The 26361-nt window shown below is 63.1% G+C and carries 24 protein-coding genes; 13 read left to right on the forward strand and 11 right to left on the reverse strand.

Going from position 1 to position 26361, the window contains the following annotated elements:
- Window positions 1-280 precede the first annotated feature (280 nt).
- Window positions 281-991: an RlmE family RNA methyltransferase gene (locus NKH22_RS22450; protein WP_023694903.1), complete on the forward strand. Its 711-nt coding sequence runs from the start codon at window positions 281-283 to the stop codon at window positions 989-991.
- Window positions 992-1206: 215 nt separating this feature from the next.
- Here the strand turns inward: NKH22_RS22450 and NKH22_RS22455 are convergent, their stop codons facing one another.
- Window positions 1207-2628: an MFS transporter gene (locus NKH22_RS22455; protein WP_352911027.1), complete on the reverse strand. Its 1422-nt coding sequence runs from the start codon at window positions 2626-2628 to the stop codon at window positions 1207-1209.
- Between the two features lie 242 nt (window positions 2629-2870).
- On the opposite strand from NKH22_RS22455, the gene NKH22_RS22460 reads away from it, so the two are divergent.
- The 5 genes from NKH22_RS22460 to NKH22_RS22480 all read left to right on the forward strand — a co-directional run bounded on the left by NKH22_RS22460 (window position 2871) and on the right by NKH22_RS22480 (window position 6244).
- Window positions 2871-3116, forward strand: coding sequence for a type II toxin-antitoxin system Phd/YefM family antitoxin (locus NKH22_RS22460; protein WP_023673036.1), 246 nt, complete (start codon window positions 2871-2873; stop codon window positions 3114-3116).
- Window positions 3113-3568, forward strand: a complete 456-nt coding sequence (locus NKH22_RS22465; RefSeq protein ID WP_023673035.1) for a PIN domain-containing protein — start codon at window positions 3113-3115, stop codon at window positions 3566-3568. Before NKH22_RS22460 ends, NKH22_RS22465 begins: the two co-directional genes overlap by 4 nt.
- Before the next feature lie 142 nt (window positions 3569-3710).
- Window positions 3711-5213 carry an IMP dehydrogenase gene (guaB, locus tag NKH22_RS22470; protein WP_023734161.1) on the forward strand — a complete coding sequence of 501 codons (1503 nt, stop codon included), beginning with the start codon at window positions 3711-3713 and terminating at the stop codon, window positions 5211-5213.
- 19 nt (window positions 5214-5232) lie between these two features.
- Window positions 5233-5802 (forward strand): hypothetical protein, encoded by a 570-nt coding sequence (locus NKH22_RS22475; protein WP_023749016.1) that lies wholly within the window; start codon window positions 5233-5235, stop codon window positions 5800-5802.
- A 22-nt stretch (window positions 5803-5824) separates the two neighbouring features.
- Window positions 5825-6244, forward strand: coding sequence for an MAPEG family protein (locus tag NKH22_RS22480; protein WP_023673032.1), 420 nt, complete (start codon window positions 5825-5827; stop codon window positions 6242-6244).
- Between the two features lie 63 nt (window positions 6245-6307).
- Here the strand turns inward: NKH22_RS22480 and rnd are convergent, their stop codons facing one another.
- From rnd to NKH22_RS22495, 3 genes are all read right to left on the reverse strand, one after another.
- Entirely contained in the window at window positions 6308-7459 is a 1152-nt protein-coding gene (rnd, locus tag NKH22_RS22485) for a ribonuclease D (protein ID WP_023705815.1), read from the reverse strand.
- Between the two features lie 75 nt (window positions 7460-7534).
- The gene (locus NKH22_RS22490) at window positions 7535-8779 is read right to left on the reverse strand and encodes an MFS transporter (protein WP_023750462.1); all 1245 of its coding nucleotides are present in this window, start codon (window positions 8777-8779) and stop codon (window positions 7535-7537) included.
- A 104-nt stretch (window positions 8780-8883) separates the two neighbouring features.
- A complete protein-coding gene (locus NKH22_RS22495; protein ID WP_023734159.1) occupies window positions 8884-10089 on the reverse strand; it encodes an MFS transporter in 1206 nt (401 codons plus the stop codon).
- Between the two features lie 112 nt (window positions 10090-10201).
- On the opposite strand from NKH22_RS22495, the gene NKH22_RS22500 reads away from it, so the two are divergent.
- A complete protein-coding gene (locus tag NKH22_RS22500) occupies window positions 10202-10960 on the forward strand; it encodes a DeoR/GlpR family DNA-binding transcription regulator (protein ID WP_023734158.1) in 759 nt (252 codons plus the stop codon).
- Here the strand turns inward: NKH22_RS22500 and NKH22_RS22505 are convergent.
- Entirely contained in the window at window positions 10957-11376 is a 420-nt protein-coding gene (locus tag NKH22_RS22505; RefSeq protein ID WP_023734157.1) for a hypothetical protein, read from the reverse strand. The two genes, NKH22_RS22500 and NKH22_RS22505, sit on opposite strands and share 4 nt — an antisense overlap.
- A gap of 223 nt (window positions 11377-11599) precedes the next feature.
- Between NKH22_RS22505 and aspS the strand changes: the two genes are divergently transcribed.
- The gene (gene aspS / locus NKH22_RS22510) at window positions 11600-13387 is read left to right on the forward strand and encodes an aspartate--tRNA ligase (RefSeq protein WP_023682421.1); all 1788 of its coding nucleotides are present in this window, start codon (window positions 11600-11602) and stop codon (window positions 13385-13387) included.
- A 230-nt stretch (window positions 13388-13617) separates the two neighbouring features.
- Here the strand turns inward: aspS and NKH22_RS22515 are convergent, their stop codons facing one another.
- Window positions 13618-14808, reverse strand: a complete 1191-nt coding sequence (locus tag NKH22_RS22515; RefSeq protein WP_023697470.1) for an aq_1923 C-terminal domain — start codon at window positions 14806-14808, stop codon at window positions 13618-13620.
- Between the two features lie 404 nt (window positions 14809-15212).
- Here NKH22_RS22515 and parC point away from each other — a divergent pair, with 404 nt between their 5' ends.
- Entirely contained in the window at window positions 15213-17465 is a 2253-nt protein-coding gene (parC, locus tag NKH22_RS22520; protein WP_352911034.1) for a DNA topoisomerase IV subunit A, read from the forward strand.
- A gap of 119 nt (window positions 17466-17584) precedes the next feature.
- Entirely contained in the window at window positions 17585-18799 is a 1215-nt protein-coding gene (locus NKH22_RS22525; protein WP_023819331.1) for an AI-2E family transporter, read from the forward strand.
- Here NKH22_RS22525 and NKH22_RS22530 read toward each other — a convergent pair.
- The 3 genes from NKH22_RS22530 to NKH22_RS22540 form a co-directional block, all read right to left on the reverse strand.
- A complete protein-coding gene (locus NKH22_RS22530; protein WP_352802447.1) occupies window positions 18787-19683 on the reverse strand; it encodes a DMT family transporter in 897 nt (298 codons plus the stop codon). The two genes, NKH22_RS22525 and NKH22_RS22530, sit on opposite strands and share 13 nt — an antisense overlap.
- A 120-nt stretch (window positions 19684-19803) precedes the next feature.
- The gene (locus NKH22_RS22535; RefSeq protein WP_023682417.1) at window positions 19804-20568 is read right to left on the reverse strand and encodes an arginyltransferase; all 765 of its coding nucleotides are present in this window, start codon (window positions 20566-20568) and stop codon (window positions 19804-19806) included.
- A gap of 139 nt (window positions 20569-20707) precedes the next feature.
- Window positions 20708-21178 carry an RDD family protein gene (locus NKH22_RS22540; RefSeq protein ID WP_023673020.1) on the reverse strand — a complete coding sequence of 157 codons (471 nt, stop codon included), beginning with the start codon at window positions 21176-21178 and terminating at the stop codon, window positions 20708-20710.
- A 190-nt stretch (window positions 21179-21368) separates the two neighbouring features.
- On the opposite strand from NKH22_RS22540, the gene sthA reads away from it, so the two are divergent.
- The gene (gene sthA / locus NKH22_RS22545) at window positions 21369-22757 is read left to right on the forward strand and encodes a Si-specific NAD(P)(+) transhydrogenase (RefSeq protein WP_023730842.1); all 1389 of its coding nucleotides are present in this window, start codon (window positions 21369-21371) and stop codon (window positions 22755-22757) included.
- A gap of 57 nt (window positions 22758-22814) precedes the next feature.
- On the opposite strand, the gene NKH22_RS22550 is transcribed toward sthA, so the two are convergent.
- A complete protein-coding gene (locus tag NKH22_RS22550) occupies window positions 22815-23486 on the reverse strand; it encodes an alpha/beta hydrolase (protein WP_352460107.1) in 672 nt (223 codons plus the stop codon).
- A gap of 217 nt (window positions 23487-23703) precedes the next feature.
- On the opposite strand from NKH22_RS22550, the gene NKH22_RS22555 reads away from it, so the two are divergent.
- Complete coding sequence (locus tag NKH22_RS22555) at window positions 23704-24918, forward strand: OpgC family protein (RefSeq protein ID WP_352911040.1); 1215 nt, start codon at window positions 23704-23706, stop codon at window positions 24916-24918.
- A gap of 15 nt (window positions 24919-24933) precedes the next feature.
- Here the strand turns inward: NKH22_RS22555 and NKH22_RS22560 are convergent, their stop codons facing one another.
- Window positions 24934-26016, reverse strand: coding sequence for a LacI family DNA-binding transcriptional regulator (locus NKH22_RS22560; protein WP_023682412.1), 1083 nt, complete (start codon window positions 26014-26016; stop codon window positions 24934-24936).
- A gap of 146 nt (window positions 26017-26162) precedes the next feature.
- Here NKH22_RS22560 and NKH22_RS22565 point away from each other — a divergent pair, with 146 nt between their 5' ends.
- Window positions 26163-26306 (forward strand): hypothetical protein, encoded by a 144-nt coding sequence (locus NKH22_RS22565; RefSeq protein WP_023705079.1) that lies wholly within the window; start codon window positions 26163-26165, stop codon window positions 26304-26306.
- Window positions 26307-26361 lie beyond the last annotated feature (55 nt).

Here is a 26361-nt window from a genome sequence, read left to right on the forward strand (position 1 = left end):
CGGCTGGTTCTTTTTTTTATTATACACATTTGTCCTGTTTTGTTTTGTTTACCGGGCCACCCCACCCCCGTCGTGCTTGGCTCTACACCTCTCCCCCGATCGACGGGGTAGAGGAAGGGCGCGAACTTATGCAGACCGGCGCCTTTCCTCTCCCTCCGGAGGGGGGAGAGGTGGCGCCGCGAAGCGGCGACGGAGTGGGGGAAGTCCTTCGCGAAACGCGAAGCCGCCGAAAAACGGCGGCAACTCGGCCAGCGCAAAAACTCAAACAAGAAATAACGTCATGACCAAGAAGCCGGAAAAGCCGGGCTCCGCCAGCATTCGTGTCCTCAAGACGCGGATCAAGAAGAAGAGCGGCCTGAAGGAATCGTCGCGCCGCTGGCTGCAGCGCCACATCAATGATCCCTATGTCCAGCGCTCCAAGGCCGACGGCTATCGCTCGCGCGCGGCCTACAAGCTGATCGAGATCGATGACAAGCATCATCTGCTGAAACCCGGCATGAAGGTCATCGATCTCGGTGCGGCCCCCGGCGGCTGGTGCCAGGTGGCGGCCGCGAGGACGAAATCGACGGCTGATAATCCACATGTCATCGGCATCGACTATCTCGAAATGGATGCGGTGCCGGGTGCGCCGGTGCTGCTGATGGATTTCCTCGACCCGGAAGCGCCGCAAAAGCTCGCCGAGGCGCTGGGCGGCGACCCCGATATCGTGTTGTCCGACATGGCCGCGCCGACCACCGGCCACAAGCGAACCGACCATATCCGCACCATGCATCTGTGCGAGGTGGCCGCCGATTTCGCGCTGTCGGTGCTGAAGCCGGGCGGGCACTTTTTGGCCAAGACGTTTCAAGGCGGCGCCGAAAACGAGCTGCTGTCGATGCTCAAGAAGAACTTCCGCTCGGTGCACCACGTGAAGCCGCCGGCGTCGCGGGATGAGTCGGTGGAACTGTATTTGCTGGCGAAGGATTTTAAGGGCAGAGACGGCACGGCGTGAAAGACGCTTCGTAGCGTTCCGTCCCTCTGTCCTGCCGGACATCTCGCCCGCAAGGGGGAGATTGGCAGCTGCGACCGTCTCGCCATTCCTTCAAAGTTGCAAGATTGGCGAAAGCCGCGTGATATCCGATCTCCCCCCTTGCGGGGGAGATGGCCGGCAGGCCAGAGGGGGGTGTGAAGGATCGCCGACGTCGACGATTTTCGTCGCGCCGCCCCTTACTTCCCAGCCGTGCTCACCGGCTCCAGTGTCTTCGGCGTCGTCATCCGGCCATGACCCGACACGGCGTTGCCGGCATCCGGCGCCAGCCGCATGAACGATACCGACGCCGCCGCTGACACTACCGCCACGATGAAGAAGGCAATGTGGAAATCGCCGAGCATCAGCGGGCCGCCATGGATCGAGGTCGAGACTTCCAGGATGCCGCCGGCCAGCGCCACGCCGAGTGCGATCGACAGCTGCTGGAACACCGCCGTGATCGGCGTTGCCTTGCTGGTGTCCTCGGCCGACACTTCGGCGTAGGAGAGCGCATTGACGCCGGTGAAGAACATCGAGCGGATGAAGCCGCCGACCAGCAATATGGCCAGCATCAGCGCGTAAGGCGTCTCCGGCGTGAACAGGCCGTAGATGGCGATCGATGCGGCGGCGATCAGCGAGCCCCAGATCAGCACCCGGCGGAAGCCGGCGAGCCGGAAGATCAGCGCGGTGACGAACTTCATGCCAATGGCGCCGATGGCCGAGACGAAGGTGATCATGCCCGACTGGAACGGCGTCAGCCCGAAGCCGATCTGGAACATCAGGGGCAACAGGAACGGCACCGCGCCGATGCCGATGCGAAACAGCGAGCCGCCGAGCACCGAGGAGCGGAACACCTGGTTGCGGAACAGTTCCAGCGCCAGTAGGGGATTCTTGGCGCGCCGCGCATGCAGCAGATAGAGCACGCCGGAAATCAGCCCGACCGCCACGGTGATGAGGCCGGTCGCCGGCGGCAGATAGGGCAGGCTGACCACCGACAGGCCAAAGACGACGCCGGAGGCCGCCAGCCCGCTCAGCACGAAACCGACGAAATCGAGCGGCGGCGTCTCCATCGAGTCGGTTTGCGGCAGGAAGCGCGTCGCCAGCCAGATGCCGATCAGGCCGATCGGCACGTTGATCAGAAAGATCCAGTGCCAGGTGAAATAAGTGGTGATGAAGCCGCCGATCGGTGGTCCCACAAGCGGGCCGACCAGCGCCGGCACCGTCAGCCACGACATGGCGGCAACCAGCTCGCTCTTCGGCGTCGCGCGCACCAGGACCAGCCGGCCGACCGGCGTCATCATGGCGCCGCCTATGCCTTGCAGGAAGCGCGAGACGACAAAGGCCGGCAGCGAGTTGGAGACGGCGCAGCAGACCGAGCCGACGATGAACACGCCGATCGCGGCGCGAAAAATGGTCTTGGCGCCGAACCGGTCGGCCATCCAGCCGCTGATCGGAATGAAGATGGCCAGCGACACCAGATAGGCGGTCAGCGCCAGCTTGAGCGCGATCGGGCTGGTGTGGATGTCGACGGCAATCGCCGGCAGCGATGTCGCAATGACGGTCGAATCCATGTTTTCCATGAACAAGGCGACCGCCAGAATGAGCGGAATGATGCGGTTCAACGAACGCGTCCGAATTGGCCAAAATTGCGTGCCGGCCAATCCAGGCAATGAAAAGGCGGGGCAAGCGATACGAACCGGCGGTTATCACGCCTCAGGCGCGATGTCGCATTAATTTGCTGTCACTTTTGTGCGACCGTGGGCGGACAAGAGGCGTCGCTGCGTTTCGCCACATTGAATGAACTTGCGAAAATTGACCGGGTTCACTATGCTGTAGTGAATATAACTACTATATGGACAATGCCATGGAAGAAGCCGTTTCCGCAGCCGACGCCAACCGCAAATTCTCGCTCCTCCTGCGCGGTGTCCGCGAAGGACAGAGCTATGTCGTGACCAGCCATGGGCGTCCCGTGGCGCGGATCGTGCCTGCAGGGCAGCCCGACCCTGCGGCGTCTCGTTCGCGCACAGCGCTGCTGTCGCGCCTCGAACGCCAGCCTGTTGTAGAAGCCGGGCGCTGGAGCCGCGACGAGCTTTACGAGGACGAGCGGTGAAGGTCGCGCTCGATACCAACATCCTTGTTTATGCCGAGGGGATCAACGGAGCCGAGAAGCGCGACATCGTTTTCGGCCTGCTGCACGACATTGCGCAAGAGGCAGCCGTCATTCCAGTCCAAGTGCTCGGCGAATTGTTCACCGTTCTCACACGCAAGGCCGGACGATCACGTGCACAAGCGCGCGACGCCCTGTTGAGCTGGCGCGACGCGTTTCCGGTTGTCGGCACGACGCCGGAGGTGATGACGGTCGCGGCTGATCTTGCGACCGATCACCATTTCGGCATCTGGGATGCGACCATCCTGTCTGTTGCCTCGCAAACCGGTTGCCGGCTGCTGCTGTCGGAAGATCTGCAGGACGGCTTCACCTGGGGCGGCGTAACGGTCGTCAATCCTTTCGCGTCACCGCGCCATGTCTTGCTCGATGCCCTGTTGGGCAAGTCCGCCGAATAGGCCACGACCGGCTTTTCAACCACGCCGCGACGTGTTACCAGCCAGCGCCAATCCTGAAAGGGAAGAAACGAGTCGGCGCTGTCCATTTCGGTCCAGCGCTTTTTTGTATTCTCCCAGCGCTTTTCGTATCCGAGGACTGGCCATGGCAAAAATCATCGAAACGTCCACCGGCGCGCTGGCGCTGACCTTTGACGACGTGCTGTTGCAGCCCGGTCATTCCGAGGTCATGCCCGGTGAGACCGACATCCGCACCCGCATCGCCACCGACATCGACCTCAACGTGCCGATCCTGTCGGCCGCCATGGACACCGTCACCGAGGCGCGGCTCGCCATCGCCATGGCGCAGGCCGGCGGCATCGGCGTCATCCACCGCAATTTCTCGCCGGCCGAACAGGCCGAGCAGGTTCGCCAGGTCAAGAAGTTCGAATCGGGCATGGTCATCAATCCGGTCACCATCGGCCCCGACGCCACGCTCGCCGACGCGCTGGCGCTGATGCGCACCTATTCCATCTCGGGCATTCCGGTTGTCGAGAATGGCGGCACCGGCGGCCAGAAGATCGGCCGCCTGGTTGGTATCCTGACCAACCGCGACGTGCGCTTCGCCTCCGATCCGGGGCAGAAAGTTTACGAATTGATGACCCGTGAGAACCTGATCACGGTCAAGGAGAATGTCGACCAGGACGAGGCCAAGCGGCTGCTGCACCAGCACCGCATCGAAAAGCTCGTCGTCGTGGACAAGTCCGGCAATTGCGTCGGCCTGATCACCGTCAAGGACATCGAGAAGTCGCAGCTCAACCCGCACGCCACCAAGGATGCGCAGGGGCGCCTGCGGGCGGCGGCCGCCACCAGCGTCGGCGATGACGGCTTCGAGCGCGCCGAGCGGTTGATCGATGCCGGTGTCGACCTCCTGGTCATCGACACCGCGCATGGCCATTCGCAGCGCGTGCTCGATGCGGTGACGCGGGCCAAGAAGCTTTCCAATTCCGTCCGCATCCTGGCCGGCAACGTCGCCACCGCCGAAGGCACGCAGGCGCTGATCGACGCCGGCGCCGATGCCGTCAAGGTCGGCATCGGCCCGGGCTCGATCTGCACCACGCGCATCGTCGCCGGCGTCGGCGTGCCGCAGCTTTCGGCGATCATGTCGGCGGTCGAGACGGCGCATAGATCAGGCGTGTCGGTCATCGCCGACGGCGGCATCAAATATTCGGGTGACCTGGCCAAGGCGCTTGCCGCGGGCGCCAGTGCGGCCATGATCGGTTCGCTGCTGGCCGGCACCGACGAAAGCCCGGGCGAGGTCTATCTGCATCAGGGCCGCTCCTTCAAGGCCTATCGCGGCATGGGCTCTGTCGGCGCCATGGCGCGCGGCTCGGCCGATCGCTACTTCCAGGCCGAGGTTCGCGACACGCTGAAACTGGTCCCGGAAGGCATTGAAGGGCAGGTGCCCTACAAGGGACCTGTGTCTGGCGTGCTGCACCAGCTTGCGGGAGGGCTAAAAGCCGCTATGGGTTATGTCGGTGGCCGCGACCTTGCCGATTTTCGCGAACGCGCCACCTTTGTGCGCATATCCAACGCCGGACTTCGTGAAAGCCACGCCCATGACGTCACGATTACCCGCGAAAGCCCGAACTATCCTGGCGGAGCCTGACCGGCAGCCAGAGCGGTACATGCTCTGGCGCCACCAGGCGACGATCGTGCTGCGGCTGGCGCGCCATGCCGGCGCGCTGTGCTTTGCCGCCGCGGCGGTTTTCATCATCATGACGCTGCTGGAATTCTTCTATTTCCGCCGGCTGAGCGGTGGCCTGCCGTCGCTCGACGTGCGCCTTGGCGGGTTCACGCCCGATGAGGGCATGGCCTGGCTGACGGCACTCGGCCGACGCGGCAGCGAGATCATCCTGGTCTGGCACTATTTGACTTTCGACCTTCTCTTCCCGGCGCTGCTGTCGCTGACCATGGTCAGCCTGATCCTGGCAACGGGGCGGCGGCTGAAGAATTTTCGTGCCATGCCGGTGCAGCTTCAGGCGCTGTTCGCGCTGGTCATCGTGCTGCCCTACACATGCGCCGACTACGCCCAGAACATTGCGGTGGCGCGGCTCTTGTCCGATGCGCTGTCGGCCAACCCGGATTCTCTGTCTTTCGCCTCGTCGCTGATCGTCACCAAATTCGCGCTGCTGGCGATCCCCGTCATCGTCATCGCGTTTTTGATCCTTGCCGCCCAGCGGCGTCCACAGGCATGAACGACAGAGCAGGGGCAACGCCATGAGCCAGACCGCGATTTTCTGGCCGATGCTGGCGCAGGTGTTGCTCGTCTATATCGTCTATGTCGTGATGGGCCGGCGCCGCTACGGCGCGGTCAAATCGGGCGAGGCCAAGGTCGGTCAATACAAGGTGCGCACGACCGAGCCCGGGTCGAGCGTCACGGTTGCCAACAATCTCATCAACCAGTTCGAACTGCCGGTGCTGTTCTATGTGCTGTGCCTGGCGCTGCACGCGACCAATGGCGTCAATTATCTGACCCTGGCGTTGATGTGGATTTTCGTGATTTCCCGCTATGGCCACGCCTGGGTCCACCTCACCAGCAACAATCTGCGGTTTCGCAGCCGCGCCTTCTACGTCGGCGCGATCATTCTCTTGTTGGCATGGATCTGGTTCGCGCTACACCTGCTCGGAGCGGTGTAGGGCAGTCGTTTACCCTCCCCCTTGTGGGGAGGGTCGCTCCGCTCAGCGGAGCGGGGTGGGGGTCTACAAATCGAACACCGCGATCTTGCGCTTGTCGAACTTGATGCCGATTTCGCCGCGCACCAGCTTCAGTGCGGCTTCGCCGAACACGGCGCGTCGCCAGCCCTGCAGGGCCGGCACGTCGGCATCCTCGCCCTCGGCGGCGATGCGGTCGATGTCGTCGCTGGACGCCAGCACTTTCGAGGCGACGCCTTCCTTCTCGGCGACGATCCGCAACAGCACTTTCAACAGCTCGGAGGCGGCATTGGAGCCCTCGGGCGGCTGAAAGCTCTTGGGCAGCTTCGGCATTTCTTCGCGGGGCAAAGCGAGCGCCGTGTTGACCGCGCCGAGCAGCGCCGTTGCCGTCGATGACCGTTCCCAGCCTTTCGGCGTGGTGCGCAGCTTGCCAAGGGCTGCCGCATCGCGCGGCGCCTGCTGGGCGACCTCGTATATGGCGTCGTCCTTGAGCACCCGGCCGCGCGGCACGTCACGCTCGCGCGCCTCGCGTTCGCGCCATGCCGCCACCGTCTGCACGATCGCCAGCTCCTGCGGCTTGCGCAGCCGCATCTTCAGCCGCTTCCAGGCGTCTTCGGGGTGCGGATCGTAGGTCTCGCGCGAAGTCAGCACCTCCATTTCCTCGTTTAGCCAATGGGCGCGGTTTTCCCGCTCCAGTTCGGCGCTGAGATGCTTGTAGACGTCGATCAGATGGGTGACGTCGGCCAAGGCATAGTCGAGCTGCTTGTCCGACAGCGGCCGGTGGCGCCAGTCGGTGAAACGCGAGGATTTGTCGAGCCGTGCGCCGGTGATGCGCTGCACCAGCTGATCGTAGGAGACGCTGTCGCCGAAGCCGCAGACCATGGCCGCGACCTGGGTGTCGAACACCGGATGCGGCACCAGATCGCCGAGATGGACGATGATTTCAATGTCCTGGCGCGCGGCATGGAAAACCTTGACCACCGCTTCATTGGCCATCAGCCGGAAGAATGGGGCGAGGTTGATGTCGGGCGCCAGCGGGTCGACCAGCGCGGTGACGCCTGGCGCCGCCATCTGGATCAGGCACAGAATCGGCCAGAATGTCGTTTCGCGGATGAATTCGGTGTCGACGGTGACGAAATCCGACTTTTCAAAAGCGGCGAGAACGGACTCGAGCTCATTTTGGGTGGTGATGACGTGCATCAAATCGCTTTTTAGTAACGGGTAAGGTTCTCTTTCAATTTCAGCCATGGGCGCTTTCGTCAAGCCGCCCTTCGGTCAAGTATCAGCCGATCCGTCGGAATCGCCATTCCTGCGCGCCAGCCGCGCGAAGACGGTTGATGTGCGCAGCAGCGCCGTGAAGCGGCTGCGCTTGCCCGCCGGCACGCTGCCGCGCACCTGCATGCGGTAGAGAATGACGGCGATGAGGGTGGCGTAGACGACTGCGCTGAAGACAAACAGGGCGCCCGGTCCGAAATGTTGCATCACTGCGGACGCCGCGAAGGGGCCACCAATGGCGCCGAAGGAATAGAACAGCATCAAGGCGGCGTTGATCAGCACGAACTCGCCCTTGTCGGCGCGGTCGTTGGAATGCGCCGCCGACAGCGAATAGAGCGGCATGGCGAAGCTGCCGAAGATGAAGACGATGATCAAATTGAGGGTCGGATCGGCGCCGGCGACGAAGACCAGCGCCAGCGCGGCGAACATGGCGCCGCATGTCGTGGCCAAAAGCACCGCGCGCCGATCCCAGCGGTCGGAGAGGTAGCCCAGCGGATACTGGATGAGGGCGCCGCCGAAGATGCCGACGCTGACGAAGGTGACGACATCGGCCACCGACATGCCGATCTGTTCGGCATAGACTGGCGACAGCGTGCGGAACGCGCTGTTGGTGACGCCGACGCAGATGCAGCCGAAGCAGCCGAGCGGCGAAATCCGCCAGACGCGGGCGAGATCGAGCTTGACGTCTTCCGGCGGCGTCGGGTTGGAGCGGTCGCCGAGCGACACCGGAACCAGCGACAGCGTGATCATCATCGACATGATGGCGAAGATGGCAAAGCCGCCGGGGCCGAAGATCGGGATCAGGAACTGTGCGCCGGTCACCGAGCCGATATCGACCATGCGGTAGATGGCCAGCACGCGCGCACGATCCTTGTTTTCGACGCCGGAGTTCAGCCAGGCTTCCATGACGGTGAACAGGCCGGCAAAGCAGAAACCGCCGGCAAAGCGCACCGCGCACCACATCACCGGATCGATCACCAGCACCAGGAGCAGCGTACTGGCCGCGGCGATGGCGGCCAGTGCTGAAAACGTCCGGACATGGCCGACTGCCTTGAGGATACGGGTGACGGCCAGGCACCCCAACAGGAAGCCGGCGAAATAGAACGTGCCCATCAGGCCGATGTCGGAGGCCGAAAATCCTTCCTGCGCGCCGCGCAGCGCGATCAGCGTGCCCTGCAGCCCGTTGCCGCCAAGCAGGATGCCGGCGGCGATGAGGAGCGGGATCAGCGGGCGGATGGAGGACATACGGAACCGTTGCTTAGGTGGCTCCACAGTTCTGAACCATCGGTGTGGCCAATGCCAGTGGCTTGTCCCGCCGCCAACAGGTGTGTGGCTTCAAGTGCGGCCGTTCAAGCTCCGTCGGCCCTCGCCAAAGCTTCGCTCGCCGGCGCAGGCTTGCCCCGGGCAGCCCTTCGGCCAAGCGAGCCGGCGGTCAGCAGGCTGAGCATGATGAACGGGATGCCGATACCGAAGGCCGAGCGGATGCCCCAATGGTCGGAGACGAAACCGAGCAGCGGCGGGCCGAGCAGGAAGGCGACGAAGGAAATCTGCGACAGCGCCGCGACATTGATCGTCGCGGAGCGGTCCGTCCGCTGGGCTGCCGCCGAGATCGCCAGCGGAAAGAGCACGCTGCTGCCAATGCCAAGTAGCGCAAAGCCCAGCATCGATACGAGCGGGGCAGGCGAGAAGAAGACGAGCAGCACGCCCACCGCCATCGTCGCCAGCAGCACCCGCGCCACGACGCTCGGCGAGTGGCGGTCGACAAAGGAGTCGGCAAAGAAGCGCGTGCTCGCTTGCGAGAATGCAAACAGCGCCACGGTGAAGCCGGCGACGAAAGGGCCCGCATCGAACACGGTGCGCATGTAGATTGCCGACCAGTCGATGCTGGCGCCTTCCATCAGCATCGCCGACAGTGTCACCGCGACGAGGACGAGGATCGGCAGCGTCGGCCGCGCCAGCCTTGGCGCCGTCTCGTCATTGCCGGCGAAGCGGCTCGGCGCCGGTTCGTAACCGCCGAGAAACAGCGCGATTCCTGTCGCCACCATCGGTACGACAATCGCCAGGTGCAGTTGCGGCGAAATGCCGAGATGCGCAAGCGCGGCGCCGAACAGGCCGGCGCCGAAAAAGCCGATGCTCCAGAACGAATGCGCCCGGTTCATGATCCGGCGCTTGAGCAGGAATTCGGTTCTATCGGCCTCGACATTGAGAATGATCTCGACGCTGCCGATCATCAGGCCGACCGGAAACAGCATCAGGAACAGCGCAAGCGGCCCAGGCGCATGCACGGCAATGGCAAAGACAACCGACAAAAGCGGCACCAGCCCGAGCAGCGCGCGGCGGAAGCCGATGCGCTCCAGGATCGGCGCCGCCAGCGTCAGCGCGGTCAAGGTGCCGATCGGCGTCCCGATCAGGCTTAGCCCGAGCGTGCCGTCCCCGATGCCCATGGCGTGCTTGATGTCGGGCAGCCGCGGGAAGATTTGGCCCATGGCGAACGAATAGATCGCAAAGCCGGCGTAGACCCGGTGTTGCGGAGCGAGGCGGAGGCCAAAGGTCATGACGATGCTTTCGGGGAAGAGAGTCGACGGTTGTCACTGTTTGATATGCCTACATCTTGCACAAACATGCAAATCGTGCAAGAACGTGCATGGAAAAAAACAGGATCATGCAATGCTGACCGATGAGCGGCATCAAATTATTCGCGATCGCCTGGCCGTCGAGGGAAGGGTGCTGGCCGGCGAGCTGGCAGGCCGCTTCGGCGTTTCGGAAGACACGGTTCGGCGCGACCTCAGGGAGTTGGCCAAGGCCGGGCAGTGCCGCCGCGTCTATGGCGGCGCGGTCGCGGCCGCACCCTTCGCGGCCACGCCGGTCGGCCTGCGCGCCGGCCATGCGGTCGAAGAAAAGACGCGGCTGGCCCGCGCGACCGTGGCACTGCTTTCGCGCGGACAGACCCTGTTCATCGACAGCGGCTCGACCAATGCCGCGATCGCCAGGGCCATCCCGCGCGACATCGATCTGACCGTCGCCACCAATTCGCTCGAAATTGCCTCCGTCCTGTCAGACCACGCTTTGGTCGAACTGATTGTGCTGGGCGGGCGGTTCGACCGCCATCTCGGCGCCTGCGTCGGCGCCGACACGCTTGCCGCTGTCGCGCAACTTGGCGCGGACCTGTTTGTTCTCGGCTCCTGCGGTCTCGATGCGTCGCGCGGCGTCACGGCCTTCGATTCGGCTGAGGCCGAGGTAAAGCGGGCCATGGCCAAGAACAGCGCAGGCATCGTCATCGCTGTAACCAACGACAAGCTGGCCACAGCCGCACCCTACCGGGTTGCCAGGCCAGAGGCGATCCGCCACCTCGTGGTCGAAAAGACCGCGCCGGCCGCAATCCTCGCCGACTTCGAACGCCAGGGCGCCGAAATCCATTTGGCTTAAACGGAGCTCGGCGCGCGGGCAGTCCGGGACGCAGCATGGGCGACGAACACTTCGACATCTTCCTTTGAATAGCCGAGAAGGGCTCCTTCAAGCCTCGCCAGATCATTCGATGTGAAGATGTCAAAGGCCTCTCCGCTGCGGCACATTCTGGAGATCAACAAGCTCAGTTTGCAGCGCCATTCTTCTGTCGGCAGGCAGTAGCAGCGCTCTTCCACTGAGGTTTTAGGAACAATCTGGGTGAACTTCAGGATGCGACCTTCGTCGACAAACGGTGCAAAACCTGCATCGCCAATATCGTCGGCGTCCATACCCGGTTCCGCCGCGAACAAGGCCATTGATTTGTCGCCCTGAAGCATCAGCTCCAATTCGCGGCCATTATGTGGCCCGACACCCGGCGGGACTGTGGGTTCTGGCATGAAGTATCTCCAGATCATTCGATGACTGCACTGTCGCGAGAAACACTTCTGGCGGCAATGCGCCAAGCCTGGCAAAGACTTCAACACTGACTAGCGGATAGAGAGACGACCCAAACCCGGCTTGCCTTGACAAATCGGGCCTCCCATGCGCTTTTCGCGCAAATTTTGGACCGGGCTTTGATGCTCGACCCACAACCCAGCACCCCGGAATTTTGACATGACAATGCATCGTTACCGCAGCCACACCTGTGCCCAGTTGAGAAAGAGCGATGTCGGCTCTTCGGTTCGCCTGTCGGGCTGGGTGCATCGCGTGCGCGACCATGGCGGCCTGCTGTTCATCGATCTGCGCGACCATTACGGCCTGACCCAGATCGTCGCCGATCCGGATTCGCCCGCCTTCAAGGTGGCCGAGACGCTGCGTGGCGAATGGGTGATCCGCGTCGACGGCGAGGTCAAGGCGCGCCTGCCGGACACCACCAACGCCAACCTGCCGACCGGCGAGATCGAGATCTTTGCCCGCGAGATCGAGGTGCTGTCGGCAGCCAAGGAATTGCCGCTGCCGGTGTTCGGCGAGCCCGACTATCCCGAAGACATCCGCCTGAAGTACCGTTTTCTCGACCTGCGCCGCGAGACGCTGCACAGGAACATCGTGGCGCGCACGAAAATCATCGCCGAGATGCGCAAGCGTATGACCGATGTCGGCTTCACCGAATTCTCGACGCCGATCCTGACGGCCTCGTCGCCGGAAGGCGCGCGCGACTTCCTGGTGCCGTCGCGCATCCATCCCGGCACCTTTTACGCGCTGCCGCAGGCGCCGCAGCAGTACAAGCAACTGATCATGGTTTCGGGCTTCGACCGCTATTTCCAGATCGCGCCCTGCTTCCGCGACGAGGACCCGCGCGCCGACCGTCTGCCCGGCGAATTCTACCAGCTCGACCTCGAAATGAGCTTCGTCGAGCAGGACGACGTGCTGTCGACCATGGAACCGGTGATGCGCGGCGTCTTCGAGACCTTCGCCAACGGCAAGCCGGTGACGCAGACATTCCAGCGCATTCCTTACGATGTCGCCATGCGCAAATATGGCTCCGACAAGCCGGACCTGCGCAACCCGATCGAGATGCAGGCCGTCTCCGACCATTTTCGCGATTCCGGCTTCAAGGTCTTCGCCAACATCCTGGCCAACGATCCGAAGGCCGAAGTGTGGGGCATTCCGGCCAAGACCGGCGGCAGCCGCGCCTTCTGCGACCGCATGAACTCGTGGGCGCAGGGCGAGGGCCAGCCGGGACTGGGTTACATCTTCTGGCGCAAGGAAGGCGACAAGCTTGAAGGCGCCGGTCCCCTGGCCAAGAACATCGGCGAGGAGCGCACCGAGGCGATCCGCCAGCAGCTCGGCCTTGCCGATGGCGACGCCGCCTTCTTCGTCGCCGGCGATCCGAAGAAGTTCGTTACCTTCGCCGGTGCCGCGCGTACGCGTGCCGGCGAAGAACTGAACCTTGTCGACCGCGAGCGCTTCGAATTGTGCTGGATCGTCGACTTCCCGTTCTTCGAATGGAGCGAGGAGGAGAAGAAGATCGACTTCGCCCACAACCCGTTCTCGATGCCGCAAGGCGGTATCGACGCGCTCAACGGCGACGACCTGCTCGGCATCAAGGCCTTCCAGTACGACATGGTCTGCAACGGCTTCGAGATCGCCTCTGGCGGTATCCGCAACCATTTGCCCGAGACCATGGTCAAGGCGTTTGAGACGGTCGGGCTGGACCGCGCCACGGTCGAGGAGCGCTTCGGCGGCCTCTATCGCGCCTTCCAGTATGGCGCGCCGCCGCATGGCGGCATGGCGGCCGGTGTCGACCGCGTGGTCATGCTGCTGGTCGGGGCCAAGAACCTGCGCGAGATCACCATGTTCCCGATGAACCAGCAGGCCTACGATTTGTTGATGAACGCGCCTTCGGAAGCCTCGCCGCAGCAGTTGCGTGATCTGTCGCTGCGTGTCGCGGCAGTGAAGAAGGACTGACGGCAGCGTTGCAGCTGCCCTTTCTCCCCGTCTCTATACGGGGAGAAATGTCCGGCAGGACAATGAGGGGCAGCACGCATGCAGGCGATTGGCGAACGGCCTTAGCAGTTGGCGCCTTCTGACAATCGGTTCAGCATCGAACTACAATTTGCAGGCGTTGGCGCCGCCCCTCATCTGCCTGCCAGCACCTTCTCCCCGTATAGTGACGGGGAGAAGGGAGCGAACTTCGATCAGTCTTCGTTGGCCTTGACGTGGACGCCCAGCGTCTTGGTCAGGTCGGCCGGGTTGGACATGGCGCCGGCCATGATCAGCGCGAACGGCACCGCTGCCGGCGGCTCGGCCGAAATCTCGAGGCTCTTCGGATCGTCGAGGTACTTGCTCACCGCGGCCGTCACTTCGGCGGTCAGTTCGGGATTGTTGAGCTGCGCCATGCCGAACGGCACGATCGCCTTGGCCTGGTTGGCGATGTCCTTGCCCGACATGCCCTGCTGCTTGCCGACATACTCAAGCACTTTGCCGGTGAGCGAATCGTCATCGAAGCGGATCGATGCGCTGTTGAAGGAGAGCTGCTGCAACAGGCCGAGCAGGGCCATGCCTTGCGCCGAATTGTCAGCCCCTTCGGGCTGCGCCGCCATCTTCTTCTGCATCTCCTGCAGCGACTTGACGAAGTCGACCGTGTAGCCGCCGAGGCCGAAGGTCATGCCGAGCGTGCCGGCATTCTCGACCGAGATGTCGTATTTCGACAGGTCCATCTTGCCGTCGCTCGGCTGCCAGGTGCCGCCGATTTCGATATTGCCCGAGATGTTCTGGTAGCCGAGGGCCTCGATGGCTTCCTTGGATTTCGCATCGTCGACCAGGGTCAGGTCGGCGTTGAACTTTTCCGTGGTGGCGGAAAACTCCATCGCCTTGCCGTCGGCCGGCGGCGTGATCTGGACAGCAAGCCCATCCACCGAGAAGGCGGTCTTGTCGGCAACCTTGACCGTCAGGTTTTCGAGTTCGGCCGACTTGTAGATCATCATCGAGCCGAGCGGGCCTGTAGCGCCCTCAGCCGGGATGTTGGCGTCGTGGATGACGAAGGGGGTGAGGTTGAGCGTGACGCCGTCCTTGCTGTGCTCGAAGGCCGAAGTCGTGATGGTCGCGACATCGAAGCCGCCATTGGCTTCGGTCACGCCCTCGAGCTTGACGTCGCCGATCGGCAGCGCCTCCTTTTCGGCCGCCGGTTTGACCGACACGCCCTGCAGCACCATGCTGGAATTGTCGCCGGTAACGCCGGTCCAGGTGATATCGACGCCCTGGACGGCAAGTGCGGCCTTCAGTCGGTCGGCAACCGCCGTGTCTTGCGCAAAGGCGGCATTCAGCGGCAGCGTCAGCAAAAAGGTCGAAAAAGCAAGTTTCTTGAGTGTCGAACGTTGGATTGTCATCGCGAGTTCCCTGAGAGAGTCCTGAAAAAGTGTTTTCTCAATTCTACGCCATCACCATTCCGTGACGAACTGGACGGGAAAAAGGCGCTTTCCCGCAGAGTTGTCGAAAATCACGGCGAAAGGCAAATCGGAGCGGGAGCCTTCGCCCGATGCGGTGAATATGTCATGAAGGTCGGGCTCCCCTGCGTACCGTCTCCTGCCTTAGAGAGGGCGTGTAACAGATTGATGTTGGTTGGCAACAGCACTGCTACCGTTGCTGTTGCACAGGGACGGCAAGGGGGAACATGAAGTCCGTCACATCCATTGTCGGACCTTGAGCCGCCCTCGTAAGCTCAAAGGCTGCAAAGTGCGGATTTCCGCAGCCCCGCCTTGCCGCGAATCACCCGCTCGGCTAGTCCAGCCGCATGGGAAAAAGGATTTTGCCGCCTGAAAATGGCGGCGGTGACCACATCGAACCGGTCGATCTGAAGAAGGCGCTGGAAGAGCGCTATCTCGCCTATGCGCTCTCGACCATCATGCACCGGGCGCTGCCTGACGTGCGCGACGGGCTGAAGCCTGTGCATCGCCGCATCATGCATGCCATGCGGCTGCTCAGGCTCAACCCCGACCAGGGCTTTGCCAAATGCGCCCGCATTGTCGGCGACGTGATGGGCAAGTTCCATCCGCACGGCGACCAGTCGATCTACGATGCGCTGGTGCGCCTGGCGCAGGATTTCTCCATGCGCTATCCCCTCGTCGACGGGCAGGGCAATTTCGGCAATATCGACGGCGATAACGCCGCCGCCATGCGCTATACCGAGGCGCGCATGACCGAGGTGGCGAGCGATTTGCTTGCCGGCATCACCGAGGACGCCGTCGATTTCCGGCCAACCTACAATGAAGAGGACGAGGAGCCCGTAGTGCTTCCCGGCGCCTTCCCGAATCTGCTCGCCAACGGTTCCTCCGGCATTGCGGTCGGCATGGCTACCTCCATCCCGCCGCACAATGCCGCCGAGCTTTGCGACGCAGCGCTGCAGTTGATCGAGCAGCCGGACGCGCCGGTGACAAAGCTGATGGAGTTCGTCCAGGGGCCGGATTTCCCGACCGGCGGCATCATCGTAGACAGCCGCGCATCCATCCTGGAGGCCTATGAGACCGGCCGCGGCGGTTTTCGCGTGCGCGCCAAATGGGGCCAGGAGGATCAGGGCAGGGGCACCTGGAGCATCGTCGTCACTGAAATCCCCTACGGCATCCAGAAGGCCAGGCTGATCGAGAAGATCGCCGAGCTTTTGATCGCGCGCAAATTGCCGCTGCTCGAGGATGTCAGGGATGAAAGCGCCGAGGACGTCCGCATTGTGCTCGTACCGAAGAGCCGTTCGGTCGATCCCGGCATTCTGATGGAATCGCTGTTCAAGCTGACCGAGCTCGAAAGCCGCTTTCCCCTCAACATGAACGTTTTGTCGCGGGGCAAGGTGCCTAACGTCCTGTCGCTGAAGGGCGTGCTGAAGGAGTGGCTCGACCATCGGCGCGATGTGCTGATCCGCCGCTCGAAGCATCGGCTTGGCGAGATCGAGAAGCGGCTGGAAATCCTTGCCGGCTACCTGATCGCCTATCTCAACATCGACGAGGTCATCAGGATCATCCGCGAGGAGGATGAGCCCAAGCAGGTGATGATGGCCCGTTGGTCGCTCACCGACACCCAGGCCGAAGCCATCCTCAACATGCGGCTGCGGGCCTTGCGCAAGCTGGAAGAGTTCGAGATCCGCAAGGAGTTCGACGGTCTCACCACCGAGAAGAAGCAGATCGAGGCATTGCTCGCATCCGACGCCAAGCAATGGTCGACGATCAAATGGGAAGTCACGCAGGTTCGCGACAAGTTCGGCCCCGAGACCGAACTCGGCAAGCGCCGCACCCAGTTCGCCGACGCGCCGGAGCATGATCTGACCGACATTGCCCACGCCATGATCGAGCGCGAGCCGGTCACCGTGGTGGTCTCGGAAAAGGGCTGGCTGCGGGCGATGAAAGGCCATTTGGCCGACCATTCCACGCTCACCTTCAAGGAAGGCGACAGCCTCAAGCTCGCCTTCCATGCCCAGACCACCGACAAGATCCTGGTCTTCACCACCGGCGGCAAATTCTACACCATCGGCGCCGACCGGCTGCCGGGCGGCCGCGGCCATGGCGAACCGATCCGCATCATCGTCGACATGGACAACGACCAGGACATCGTCACCGCCTTCGTCCACGACCCCAAGCGCAAGCTGCTGCTCGTCTCCTACGATGCCAATGGTTTCATCGTGCCGGAGGAGGAGGTCGTCGCCAACACCCGAAAGGGCAAGCAGGTGATGAACGTCAAGGCGCCCGACGAGGCCAAGGCCTGCGTCCCGGTGTCAGGCGATCATCTCGCCATTGTCGGCGAGAACCGCAAGATGCTGGTGTTTGCGCTCTCCGAAATTCCCGAGATGGGCCGCGGCAAGGGCGTTCGCCTGCAGAAATACAAGGATGGCGGTCTGCTCGACCTGAAACCCTTCACGCTGGCGAGCGGCCTGTCCTGGCAGGATTCCGCCGACCGCACCTTCGTCAGGTCGCGCGAGGAGCTGGCGGAATGGATCGGCGCGAGAGCGTCGGCCGGACGGATGGTGCCGAAGGGATTCCCGCGGACGGGGAAATTTGGTTGAAGCTGCTGATCTCCCCCACAAGGGGGAGATTGGCAGCTTCACCAACCATTTGGACTATCGTCACGATTGCGGCACTATAACAGTGCATAAACGCTGTGTAGGCTGGGAGAATTGACCGTTTGAAGGAAGCGAAGATCCAGAAGCCGGAACGTCAGCAGCGCCTGTTCGGCCTGTCGACACCGCTGCGGGCCGCCGTCATCCCGCCGCTGTCGGCGGCGCGCTGGCTGTTGGTGCTGATCGTCGCCGCCGGCGTTTATTTCTTCCACGGGTTCCTGTTTCCCGTGCTGGCAGCCCTCGTCATTGCTTTTGCCAGCTGGCCGCTCTACCGCCGGCTGCTTGCCGGTGTCGGCGGTAACCGCACCGTCGCCGCGACGCTCGCCATCCTGTTCATCCTCGCCTTCCTGGTGGTGCCGATAGCGCTCGCCGGCACCTACGCCATCAACGAGGTCCGCGAATGGGTCGGCTGGGCGATCGAGACCAACAGGCACGGCGCGGTCACACCGCACTGGATCACCTCGCTGCCTGTCGTCGGCGAGTGGCTGAACGAACAGTGGATCGACAATTTCGGCCATCCCGGCGGCATCGGCGAGCTGATCCAGCTGGTCAGCGGCGCCAATATCGGCAGCATCTATCGCGGCGTGCTGGCTGCCGGCGGCAGCGCCTTCGGCCTGTTGCTGACGCTGCTGTTCATGATGATCGCGCTGTTCTTCGCCTACCGCGACGGCGAACACTTTGCCAGCCAGATCGACCGGCTCGGCGAACGCATCCTGCCGACGCGCTGGGAGCGGATTTCGCGCGTCGTGCCGGCGACCATCTCCTCGACCGTTACCGGCATGACCGTGATCGCCATCGGCGAGGGGCTGGTGCTCGGCATCGCCTACTGGCTGGCCGGGGTGCCGTCGCCGGTGACGCTGGGCGCATTGACCGGCGTGATGGCGCTGATCCCCGGCGGCGCGCCGCTGTCGTTTACGCTTGTGTCGATCTACCTCGCCGCCAGCGGCTCGCCGATGGCGGGTCTGGCGCTGTTCATCTGGGGCGCGGTGGAACTGTTCATCGTCGACAAGACCTTGCGCCCGAAGCTGGTCGGCGGACCGATCAAATTGCCCTTCCTGCCCACCTTTTTCGGCCTGATCGGCGGCGTCAAGACGATGGGCTTTCTCGGCCTGTTCATCGGCCCCGTGCTGATGGCGCTGCTGGTGGCGATATGGCGCGAATGGCTGCGCGAGGTGGAACTGGCCGAAGACACCGTTCCCGACGGGGCGGCCGAGCTCGAAGGCGGGCCGCCGCAGATCGAGATTGTCGCCGGCCCGGCGAAGAAAAGTCAGACTGGGTAAGCGACGGCGAGCGCTGCCCGGCGCTTGCGCCCTTCATGCAACTGCCACAGGGAATGCGCGACCAGCGTGACGATCAGGATCACGCCGCCGATCAGGCTGTTGCGCGACGGCGCCTCGGCAAAGATCATCCATATCCAGACCGGCGCCAGAACCGTTTCCAGGAGATAGAACATCGCCACTTCCGGGCCTGAAATGTATTTCGGCCCGTTGGCCAGGCAGAAGAAGGCGAACGGCATGATGACGGCGCCGTTGAAAACGATCCACCATGGCGCTTCCACCTGGAAACCGGTCCTGGAGACCATGAGCGCCGCCAGCCCGAACGGCAGCAGGACGCCGGTCAGCGCGGTGAATCCCATATCCCTGCCGCTGGCGCGTGAAACGGTGATGGCGCAGGCAATCGCCAAGGCCGAACACAGCGCCATCACATCGCCGAACAGATTTCCCGTGCCGACGGAATCGCCGACGATGATCGCGATGCCGACGATCATCAGCGCCATTGCCGCAAGCGTCAGCGGCTGCGGTCGCTCCTTCAGAAACAGCCACGACAGCAGCGCCGAGAACATGGTGGAGAAGGCCAGGATGAAAACCAGATTGGCGGTCGAGGTGTTGTAGACGGCAGTGATGAAGGCGATTGCGCCGAGCCCGTAGAGTGTGGCGACGACGAGCCCCGACCAGCCGGGTATCAGCTGCGGAGCATTCTTGCTGAACGAGCGCCAGATGGCCCATACGATCAGCCCTGCCACGAAGGTGCAGCCGGTGCGCAGCAAAAGGATCGTCCAGGCTTCGCCATGGGCGAGCCGGATCAGGGGAATGTCGATGGTCAGCGCCAGCCCGCCAAGCGCGGTGAGCAGGAGTCCTTTGGTGTGGGCATTGTGAGAGGACATGCAACGGCTTTCGCAATGATTTGAGCAGATGCCGGTCGGCGCAATCGCCCCGCCAACGGGCGGAAGACCAGCATCGTCTCGGCTGAAAATGTTTAGATCAGGATCTGGTAAGAAGAAAAATCAGCGCGTGACCGCTTCGTGGTCGTAGCGTTCCCAGCCCTTCGGGCCGAGATGCTCCTGCGGCATGAAGCGCATTTTATAGTTCATCTTGCGCGAGCCGTTGACCCAGTAGCCGAGATAGACATGGGGCAAGCCCATGGCCCGGGCGCGGGCGATATGGTCGAGGATCATGAAGGTGCCGAGCGAACGGTCCTCGAACTCGGGATTGAAGTAGGAATAGACCATCGACAGGCCATCGGCCATCTTGTCGGTCAGCGCCACGGCGATCAGCTCGCCCTGGCCCTTGCCGGTGATGAATGTGTCGGGGCCGCGGCGCCGGTATTCGATCACCTTGGTGTCGACATGGGTATCCTCGACCATCATGGCGTAGTCGAGCACCGTCATGTCGGACATGCCGCCGCGGCGATGGCGAGCGTCGAGATAGCCGCGAAACAGCGAATACTGCTCGGTCGACGGCTGCGCGTCGTGCATGGCGCCGATCAGATCGGAATTGCGCTGGATCACCCGCTTCATGTTGCGGCTGGCGGTGAACTCCTGCGCCAGGATACGCACCGAGACGCAGGCGCGGCAGGTCTCGCAGGCGGGACGGTAAGCGATGTTCTGCGAGCGCCGGAAACCGCCTTGCGTCAACAGATCGTTCATCTCCGGCGCCTTGTCGCCGACCAGATGCGTGAACACCTTGCGTTCGAACTGGCCCTCGAGATACGGGCACGGCGATGGCGCGGTCAGGAAGAACTGCGGCGACTGGGTCGGATGGTGCGTCATCGAACCTTGGGAACACTCCTGCGAATCGCTCTACCTTTGGCTTGGCTGGCGAAAAATTCAACAGGATTGTGAAGGCGGGGTTGAACGGACCCCTTCACATTTGCGCACAAATGCCTGTTGGCGTCGGTTGAACGCCGGTTCAACGGTCGCTGCGGCTGACGACGGTGCCAAGCAGCAGGTCGTGCAGTGTGCGCTTGCGATCGGAAAACAGCGTCACCAGGAGGACGAGCGGCGTCAGGATGACCGTGCTCGCCCAGAACAGCACCGAATGGACAACGGCGGTGAGGCCGTCGATACGGCTGCCGTCGAGACGATCGAGCCGAATGCCCATCATCTTCATGCCTGATGTGGCCTGGTTGCGACCGCCCAGCGTGTTCCAGATGTAGAGAATGGCGACCGCCGGCACGAGGATGGAATACAGCGCCCAGCCAAGACCGAATGTCAAAAGGCCAAGCACGGCCACCAGGATCGCGAACGGAATGGTGAGCAGCGCCACGATGCAATAGTCGATGATGAAGGCCAGGATGCGCCGCGTGCGCACACCGTCATAGGCCCTGACGTCGTCGAGCCTGCTGGTGATGATTTCGCCGTCAAGTACGCGCGCGTTCATGTCATGTCCTCGTAACAGGCGCCACGCTAGGGTGCGCCGCCACTGAAATGGTGAAGACCGCGGGCGGAATCAAGATCGGTTCGTCCATCGGTCCGGCTCGGCAGTGTGACGAGGTTGAGCCGATTGAATTTGGTGGACGGATGGCGTTAGCTTGCTGCGGCGCAACAAGACGCCGAGGGGACGGGGTTACATGGATTACGACATGCTGGTCATCGGCAGCGGCCCTTCCGGGCGCCGCGCCGCGGTGCAATCGGCCAAGCTCGGCAAATCGGTGCTGGTGGTCGACAGGGGCCGGCGCCTCGGCGGCGTCTCGGTGCACACCGGCACCATCCCGTCGAAGACGCTGCGCGAGACGGTGCTGAACCTGTCCGGCTGGCGCGAGCGGGGCTTTTACGGCCGCGGCTACCGGGTCAAGCAGGACATCTCCATCGCCGACCTGGTCGAGCGGCTGCACAAGACGCTCGACCACGAGGTCGAGGTGCTGCAGCACCAGTTTATGCGCAACGCCGTCAAAAGCGTGCGCGCCATGGCGAAATTCGTCGGCCGAAACAAGGTCAGCCTGACGGCAGACAATGGCGACTACTCGGAGGTTGGTTTCACCAATGCCCTGATCGCGGTCGGCACCAGGCCGCACCGGCCGCGCGACGTGCCTTTCGACAAGATCCGCGTCTTCGACAGCGATGAGATGCTGGAACTCGACCATCTGCCGCGCACGCTGACGGTGATCGGCGCCGGCGTCATCGGCGTTGAATATGCGACGATCTTTTCGGCGCTCGACGTGCCGGTGACGCTGGTGGAGCCGCGCAACACCATCCTCGATTTCGTCGACCGCGAGATCGTCGACGACTTCATCCACCAGATGCGCGACCGCGGCATGACCATTCGCCTCGGCAGTACGGTCAAGGAAATCGTCTCAAAACCCGACTATGCCGAAGTGACCCTCGCCGATGGCCGCACCATCCGCTCCGAGATCGTGCTTTACGCCGCCGGCCGCAGCGGCAATCTCGGCAGCCTCGGCCTCGACGTGGTCGGCATCGAGGCCGATTCCCGGGGCCGCATCAAGGTCGATCCGCAGACCTTCCAGACCAGTGCGCCCAACATCTATGCCACCGGCGACGTCATCGGTTTCCCCAGCCTTGCCTCGACATCGATGGAGCAGGGCAGGGTGGCCGCCTGCCACGCCTTCGGCGTGCAACTGCCACCGCCGCCGGAAACCTTCCCCTATGGCATCTACGCCGTGCCGGAAATCTCCACCGTTGGTCAGTCGGAGGAGCAGGTGCGCGAGAGCGGCGCTGCTTATGAAGTCGGTCTGGCGCGGTTCCGCGAAACCTCGCGCGGCCACATCATGGGCGTCAACTCCGGCTTTCTGAAGCTGCTGTTCTCGGTCGAAACGCGCCGCCTGCTCGGCGCCCACATCGTCGGCGAAGGCGCCACCGAACTGATCCATATCGGCCAGGCGGTGATCAACCTCGGCGGCACGGTTGATTTCTTCGTCAACAACACCTTCAACTATCCGACGCTGGCCGAAGCCTACAAGATCGCCGGGCTCGATGCCTGGAACCGGATGGGACAGGGCTAGGCGACGAGCATCTGCTCAGCTGTTCCGCCGGGCGCCGATGCGGTCTACCAAGGTCTCCTAGCCTGCCTGGCGTGCGACCAATGCTGGTCCCGCCAACCATTGCCGGACGATGGCGGCATCCGGGTCGCCGATTTCGTGACCTGAAGGCACGATGCGCGCATCGACCTCGGCGCCATGTTTGTTGAGCAGCCTCACCAGTGGCGGCGCAAACGGCCCGTAGGTCTCGTCGGCGGCACCGGCGACAATCAGGACGCGCGTTCCGGTCAGATCGGTTGCCGGCGCATCGTCAAGCACGGGCATCGCTCTCAGCAGCACTGCTTTTCGGACTAGGTCAGAGTTGAGCAGCATCAGGCTGGAAACCAGATTGGCGCCGTTGGAATAGCCGACGAAAGTCGCCCGGGCGAGGTCGAGCCCGTGGCGCTTTGCGGCCTCGCTTGCGAAGGCGGCAAAGTACGATGTTTCGGCACGGATGCTCGCCTGTTCAAAACTGGTCGGCGTGATCCGCTCGAACCAGCGGAAGCCGTCTTCTTGGCGGATGCGGCCACGCACCGCGACCAGCGTGGCGTTGGGGGCGATCTGCCTCGCAATCGGCACCATCGTCGTTTCGTCGACACCCGATCCGTGCAGTAAAAACAGGCTCTCGCCGCCGGCATTCTCCGGCTTGAGGAGGCGGTAGGGAAACGCCAGATCCTGATGCAGAAAGGCGTTCTCGTCGCTATATCGATGCACGCTCATATCTCATTGATTTCACGGAGACATTGGTCCTTTGCCAGCTTCAAAACGGAATATTTTCACGCTCCGCGAAATGTGATTGCAACAGGCTCATTTCAGACCGTTTCTGCGCCGATATGCTCCCTGCGGGAGGAATCGAAGCGGTGTGCGCCGATGGTCGCATCCCGGCATGAACAACGCGAGCACCCTTGCTCTCCTTTGAGGCCTTTTGTCGATGACCCTGCCAGTTCCGCCCGATCGCGCCCCGCGTATCGCCGATCGCGCTCCGCGTATCCCCGATCGCGACACGCGCGTTGACGTGTTCCGTGCGCTCGCACTCCTGACCATCTATATCGACCACGTGCCGGGCACCGTCTTCGAAACGCTGACCTACAAGAATTTCGGATTCTCGGACGCGGCGGAAGCCTTCGTGCTGATTTCCGGCATGTCGGTCGCACTCGCATATGGCACCAAGTTCCAGCCGGGCGGCCGGCTGCTGGCGATGTTGAAGATGTGGCGCCGGGCCGGCGTGCTTTACAGCGCCCACATCGTCACCACCATGGTTGTGATGGCGTTGTTCTGCGCCGCGGCGGTGTTCGGCCGGCGGCCGGAACTGCTCAAGCTGATCAACATCGAGCCGCTGATGAAGAACACGCCGGAGGTCATGATCGGCATTGTCACGCTCGGCCACCAGCTTGGCTACAACAACATCCTGCCGGTCTATGCGGCGCTGCTGTTGATGGCGCCGCTCTTCCTGCTCTTCGTCAGCTACCGGCCGCTGCCGGCGCTGGTCTTTTCCGGCGCGCTGTGGCTCGTCGCCGGCCTCTGGCAGATCGCGCCGCCGAACTATCCCGAGCCCGGCTTCTGGTTCCTCAACCCGCTGTCCTGGCAATTCCTGTTCAACATCGGCCTTGCCGGCATGCTGCATGTCAGGCGCGGCGGCACAATTCCCGTCAATCGTTGGCTGGTGGGCGCCGCGGCGACCTATGTCGCGGCAGCGGCGGTCTGGGTGCACAGCCCGCTCTGGGGCGAGATAACGTGGTTTAACCTGCCCGTGGTGATCGGCGGCTTCGACAAGACGTTCCTGTCGCTGCCGCGGCTCCTGCACATATTGGCGGTGAGCTATCTGATCGTCGCCCTGCCGGCTTTCTCGAACCTGTTCCGTCTCAGCCCGGACCATCCGCTTGCCCTGCTCGGCAAGCGCTCCTTGCCGGTGTTCCTCGCCGGCACGCTGATCGCCATGGCGGCGCAGGTGATGAAGCTGATCAATCCGGGCGGCTTTGCCTATGACGTCTTGCTGATTTCGGCCGGCATCGCCATGCAATTCGCGCTCGCCTTCTATCTTGAGTGGCTGTCCGGCATCGGCTTGGGCAAAAAGCCGGTTCGCAAAGAAGCGCCAGCCGTTCACCAGACCTTCGGCATGCCCGCGATGCCAAGGCTAAGCCGATGATCCCACATCAGCCGCCTAGCTAGCAGGCGAGGGGCCGGACGACCCCCGCACCACAAGATCGACCGGCAGCAATTGCCGGTGCTGCGAGCCGTCATTTTCGAGGATCGCCTTGACGGCCAGCCGGCCCATCTCGGCGATCGGCTGGGCGACAGTGGTTAGTGGCGGCTCGGAGTCGGCGCCTTCCGGCACGCCGTCGAAGCCGACGATTGACACATCGCCCGGCACGGCAATGTTACGCTCGCGCAGCCAGTCGAGCGCATGCAGCGCGATCTTGTCCGACATGGCCAGGATTGCCGTCGGCGTCTGCGGCAGCGCGAAAATATGATCGAGGCCGGCCCGAACGCTCGCCTCGTCATTGAGGGTTTCGTAGATTGGCACTTGCGAGACGTCGATGCCGAAGCGGGAGAGCTCGCCGAAATAGCCACGCAGACGGTCGCGTGTGCCCGAGTAGAGGGATGTCGTCTCGACTTGCTCCTGCGTGACGGGACCAAAGCCAGCGTCGGCAGATTCCAGGGCGAGTACGGCAAAGCTGCGATGGCCGAACTCGGCCAGATGGCGCGCCGCCAGACCCGCGCCGGCGACGTTGTCGACGCCGATCGCAGCGACCGCCTCATTTTCCGAATCGAGATCAAGCGCCACGAAAGGCAGTTTGCGTTCGCGCGCCAGTTCGACCAGCCGCGACCCACCCTCGATGCAGAACACGATGAAGCCGTCGACCAGGGCGCTCTGGATGTTCCAGGCGAGCTGCTCGCTGTTGGCGGCCGAGACCAGCGAAATTCCGGCGCCGGTGGCGTCGCAGGCCTGCGAAATGCTGGCCATCATGACGCGGGCAAAGGGATCGTCGAAGAAATAGGACAATGGTTCTGCCGTTGCCACGCCGATGGCGTTGACCTTGCCGGCGCGCAGCAGCCGGCCCTTGGGATCCGGGCCGGCATAGCCCATCGCTTCCGCCGCCGCCTTGACCCGCTCGCGGACCTCTTCGCGCACGATTTCCGGGCGAGCGAACACGTTGGACGCGGTACCGTGCGAGACCCCGGCCGCCTTGGCGATGTCGGCAAGCCGCACTGGTCTCGTCTTGCCGGAGGTCAATGCCGTCATTTTCGTCTCCTGAACCGGAGCCTGTTTAGCACTTTCGTTGGATCGGTTCAAATTTTCCCTTGATCGGACGGCGGAGAGAGTCTATATTTGAATCGATCCAAGGGATTCACCAAGTACAACTTGGATCGATTCAAGAGGAGGGTGCCATGCATCCCGTGAATTATCTGTTCGAAGACATCTATGGCAATGATTGGGGCATAGTCTCCGACGCCGCCACCCGCAAGCGCCGCGACAAGGTCGGGCCGTGGAGGCGTGACCTGCAATACCTTGTGAAACGCAAGCGCAGCTGATCGGCCCCGGCATTTTCGTGCCAGCTGATTGGATCGATTCAAGTGCTTAAAGAGG

Origin of the sequence: Mesorhizobium sp. M1252 (genome assembly GCF_040318265.1) — a bacterium.
In the GTDB taxonomy this organism is placed as follows: Bacteria; Pseudomonadota; Alphaproteobacteria; order Rhizobiales; family Rhizobiaceae; genus Mesorhizobium.

Excerpts from the sequence above, each read along its gene's own strand:
- NKH22_RS22475 (WP_023749016.1), top strand. The coding sequence starts at position 5,233 with ATGCTCTGGCGCCACCAGGCGACGATCGTGCTGCGGCTGGCGCGCCAT.
- NKH22_RS22555 (WP_352911040.1), top strand. The coding sequence starts at position 23,704 with ATGACCCTGCCAGTTCCGCCCGATCGCGCCCCGCGTATCGCCGATCGC.
- NKH22_RS22480 (WP_023673032.1), top strand. The coding sequence starts at position 5,825 with ATGAGCCAGACCGCGATTTTCTGGCCGATGCTGGCGCAGGTGTTGCTC.
- NKH22_RS22505 (WP_023734157.1), bottom strand. The coding sequence starts at position 11,376 with ATGCCAGAACCCACAGTCCCGCCGGGTGTCGGGCCACATAATGGCCGC.
- NKH22_RS22490 (WP_023750462.1), bottom strand. The coding sequence starts at position 8,779 with ATGTCCTCCATCCGCCCGCTGATCCCGCTCCTCATCGCCGCCGGCATC.
- NKH22_RS22535 (WP_023682417.1), bottom strand. The coding sequence starts at position 20,568 with ATGACGCACCATCCGACCCAGTCGCCGCAGTTCTTCCTGACCGCGCCA.
- rnd (WP_023705815.1), bottom strand. The coding sequence starts at position 7,459 with ATGCACGTCATCACCACCCAAAATGAGCTCGAGTCCGTTCTCGCCGCT.
- guaB (WP_023734161.1), top strand. The coding sequence starts at position 3,711 with ATGGCAAAAATCATCGAAACGTCCACCGGCGCGCTGGCGCTGACCTTT.
- NKH22_RS22500 (WP_023734158.1), top strand. The coding sequence starts at position 10,202 with ATGCTGACCGATGAGCGGCATCAAATTATTCGCGATCGCCTGGCCGTC.
- NKH22_RS22560 (WP_023682412.1), bottom strand. The coding sequence starts at position 26,016 with ATGACGGCATTGACCTCCGGCAAGACGAGACCAGTGCGGCTTGCCGAC.
- NKH22_RS22450 (WP_023694903.1), top strand. The coding sequence starts at position 281 with ATGACCAAGAAGCCGGAAAAGCCGGGCTCCGCCAGCATTCGTGTCCTC.
- parC (WP_352911034.1), top strand. The coding sequence starts at position 15,213 with ATGGGAAAAAGGATTTTGCCGCCTGAAAATGGCGGCGGTGACCACATC.
- NKH22_RS22530 (WP_352802447.1), bottom strand. The coding sequence starts at position 19,683 with ATGTCCTCTCACAATGCCCACACCAAAGGACTCCTGCTCACCGCGCTT.
- NKH22_RS22495 (WP_023734159.1), bottom strand. The coding sequence starts at position 10,089 with ATGACCTTTGGCCTCCGCCTCGCTCCGCAACACCGGGTCTACGCCGGC.
- sthA (WP_023730842.1), top strand. The coding sequence starts at position 21,369 with ATGGATTACGACATGCTGGTCATCGGCAGCGGCCCTTCCGGGCGCCGC.
- NKH22_RS22515 (WP_023697470.1), bottom strand. The coding sequence starts at position 14,808 with ATGACAATCCAACGTTCGACACTCAAGAAACTTGCTTTTTCGACCTTT.
- NKH22_RS22460 (WP_023673036.1), top strand. The coding sequence starts at position 2,871 with ATGGAAGAAGCCGTTTCCGCAGCCGACGCCAACCGCAAATTCTCGCTC.
- NKH22_RS22565 (WP_023705079.1), top strand. The coding sequence starts at position 26,163 with ATGCATCCCGTGAATTATCTGTTCGAAGACATCTATGGCAATGATTGG.
- aspS (WP_023682421.1), top strand. The coding sequence starts at position 11,600 with ATGCATCGTTACCGCAGCCACACCTGTGCCCAGTTGAGAAAGAGCGAT.
- NKH22_RS22540 (WP_023673020.1), bottom strand. The coding sequence starts at position 21,178 with ATGAACGCGCGCGTACTTGACGGCGAAATCATCACCAGCAGGCTCGAC.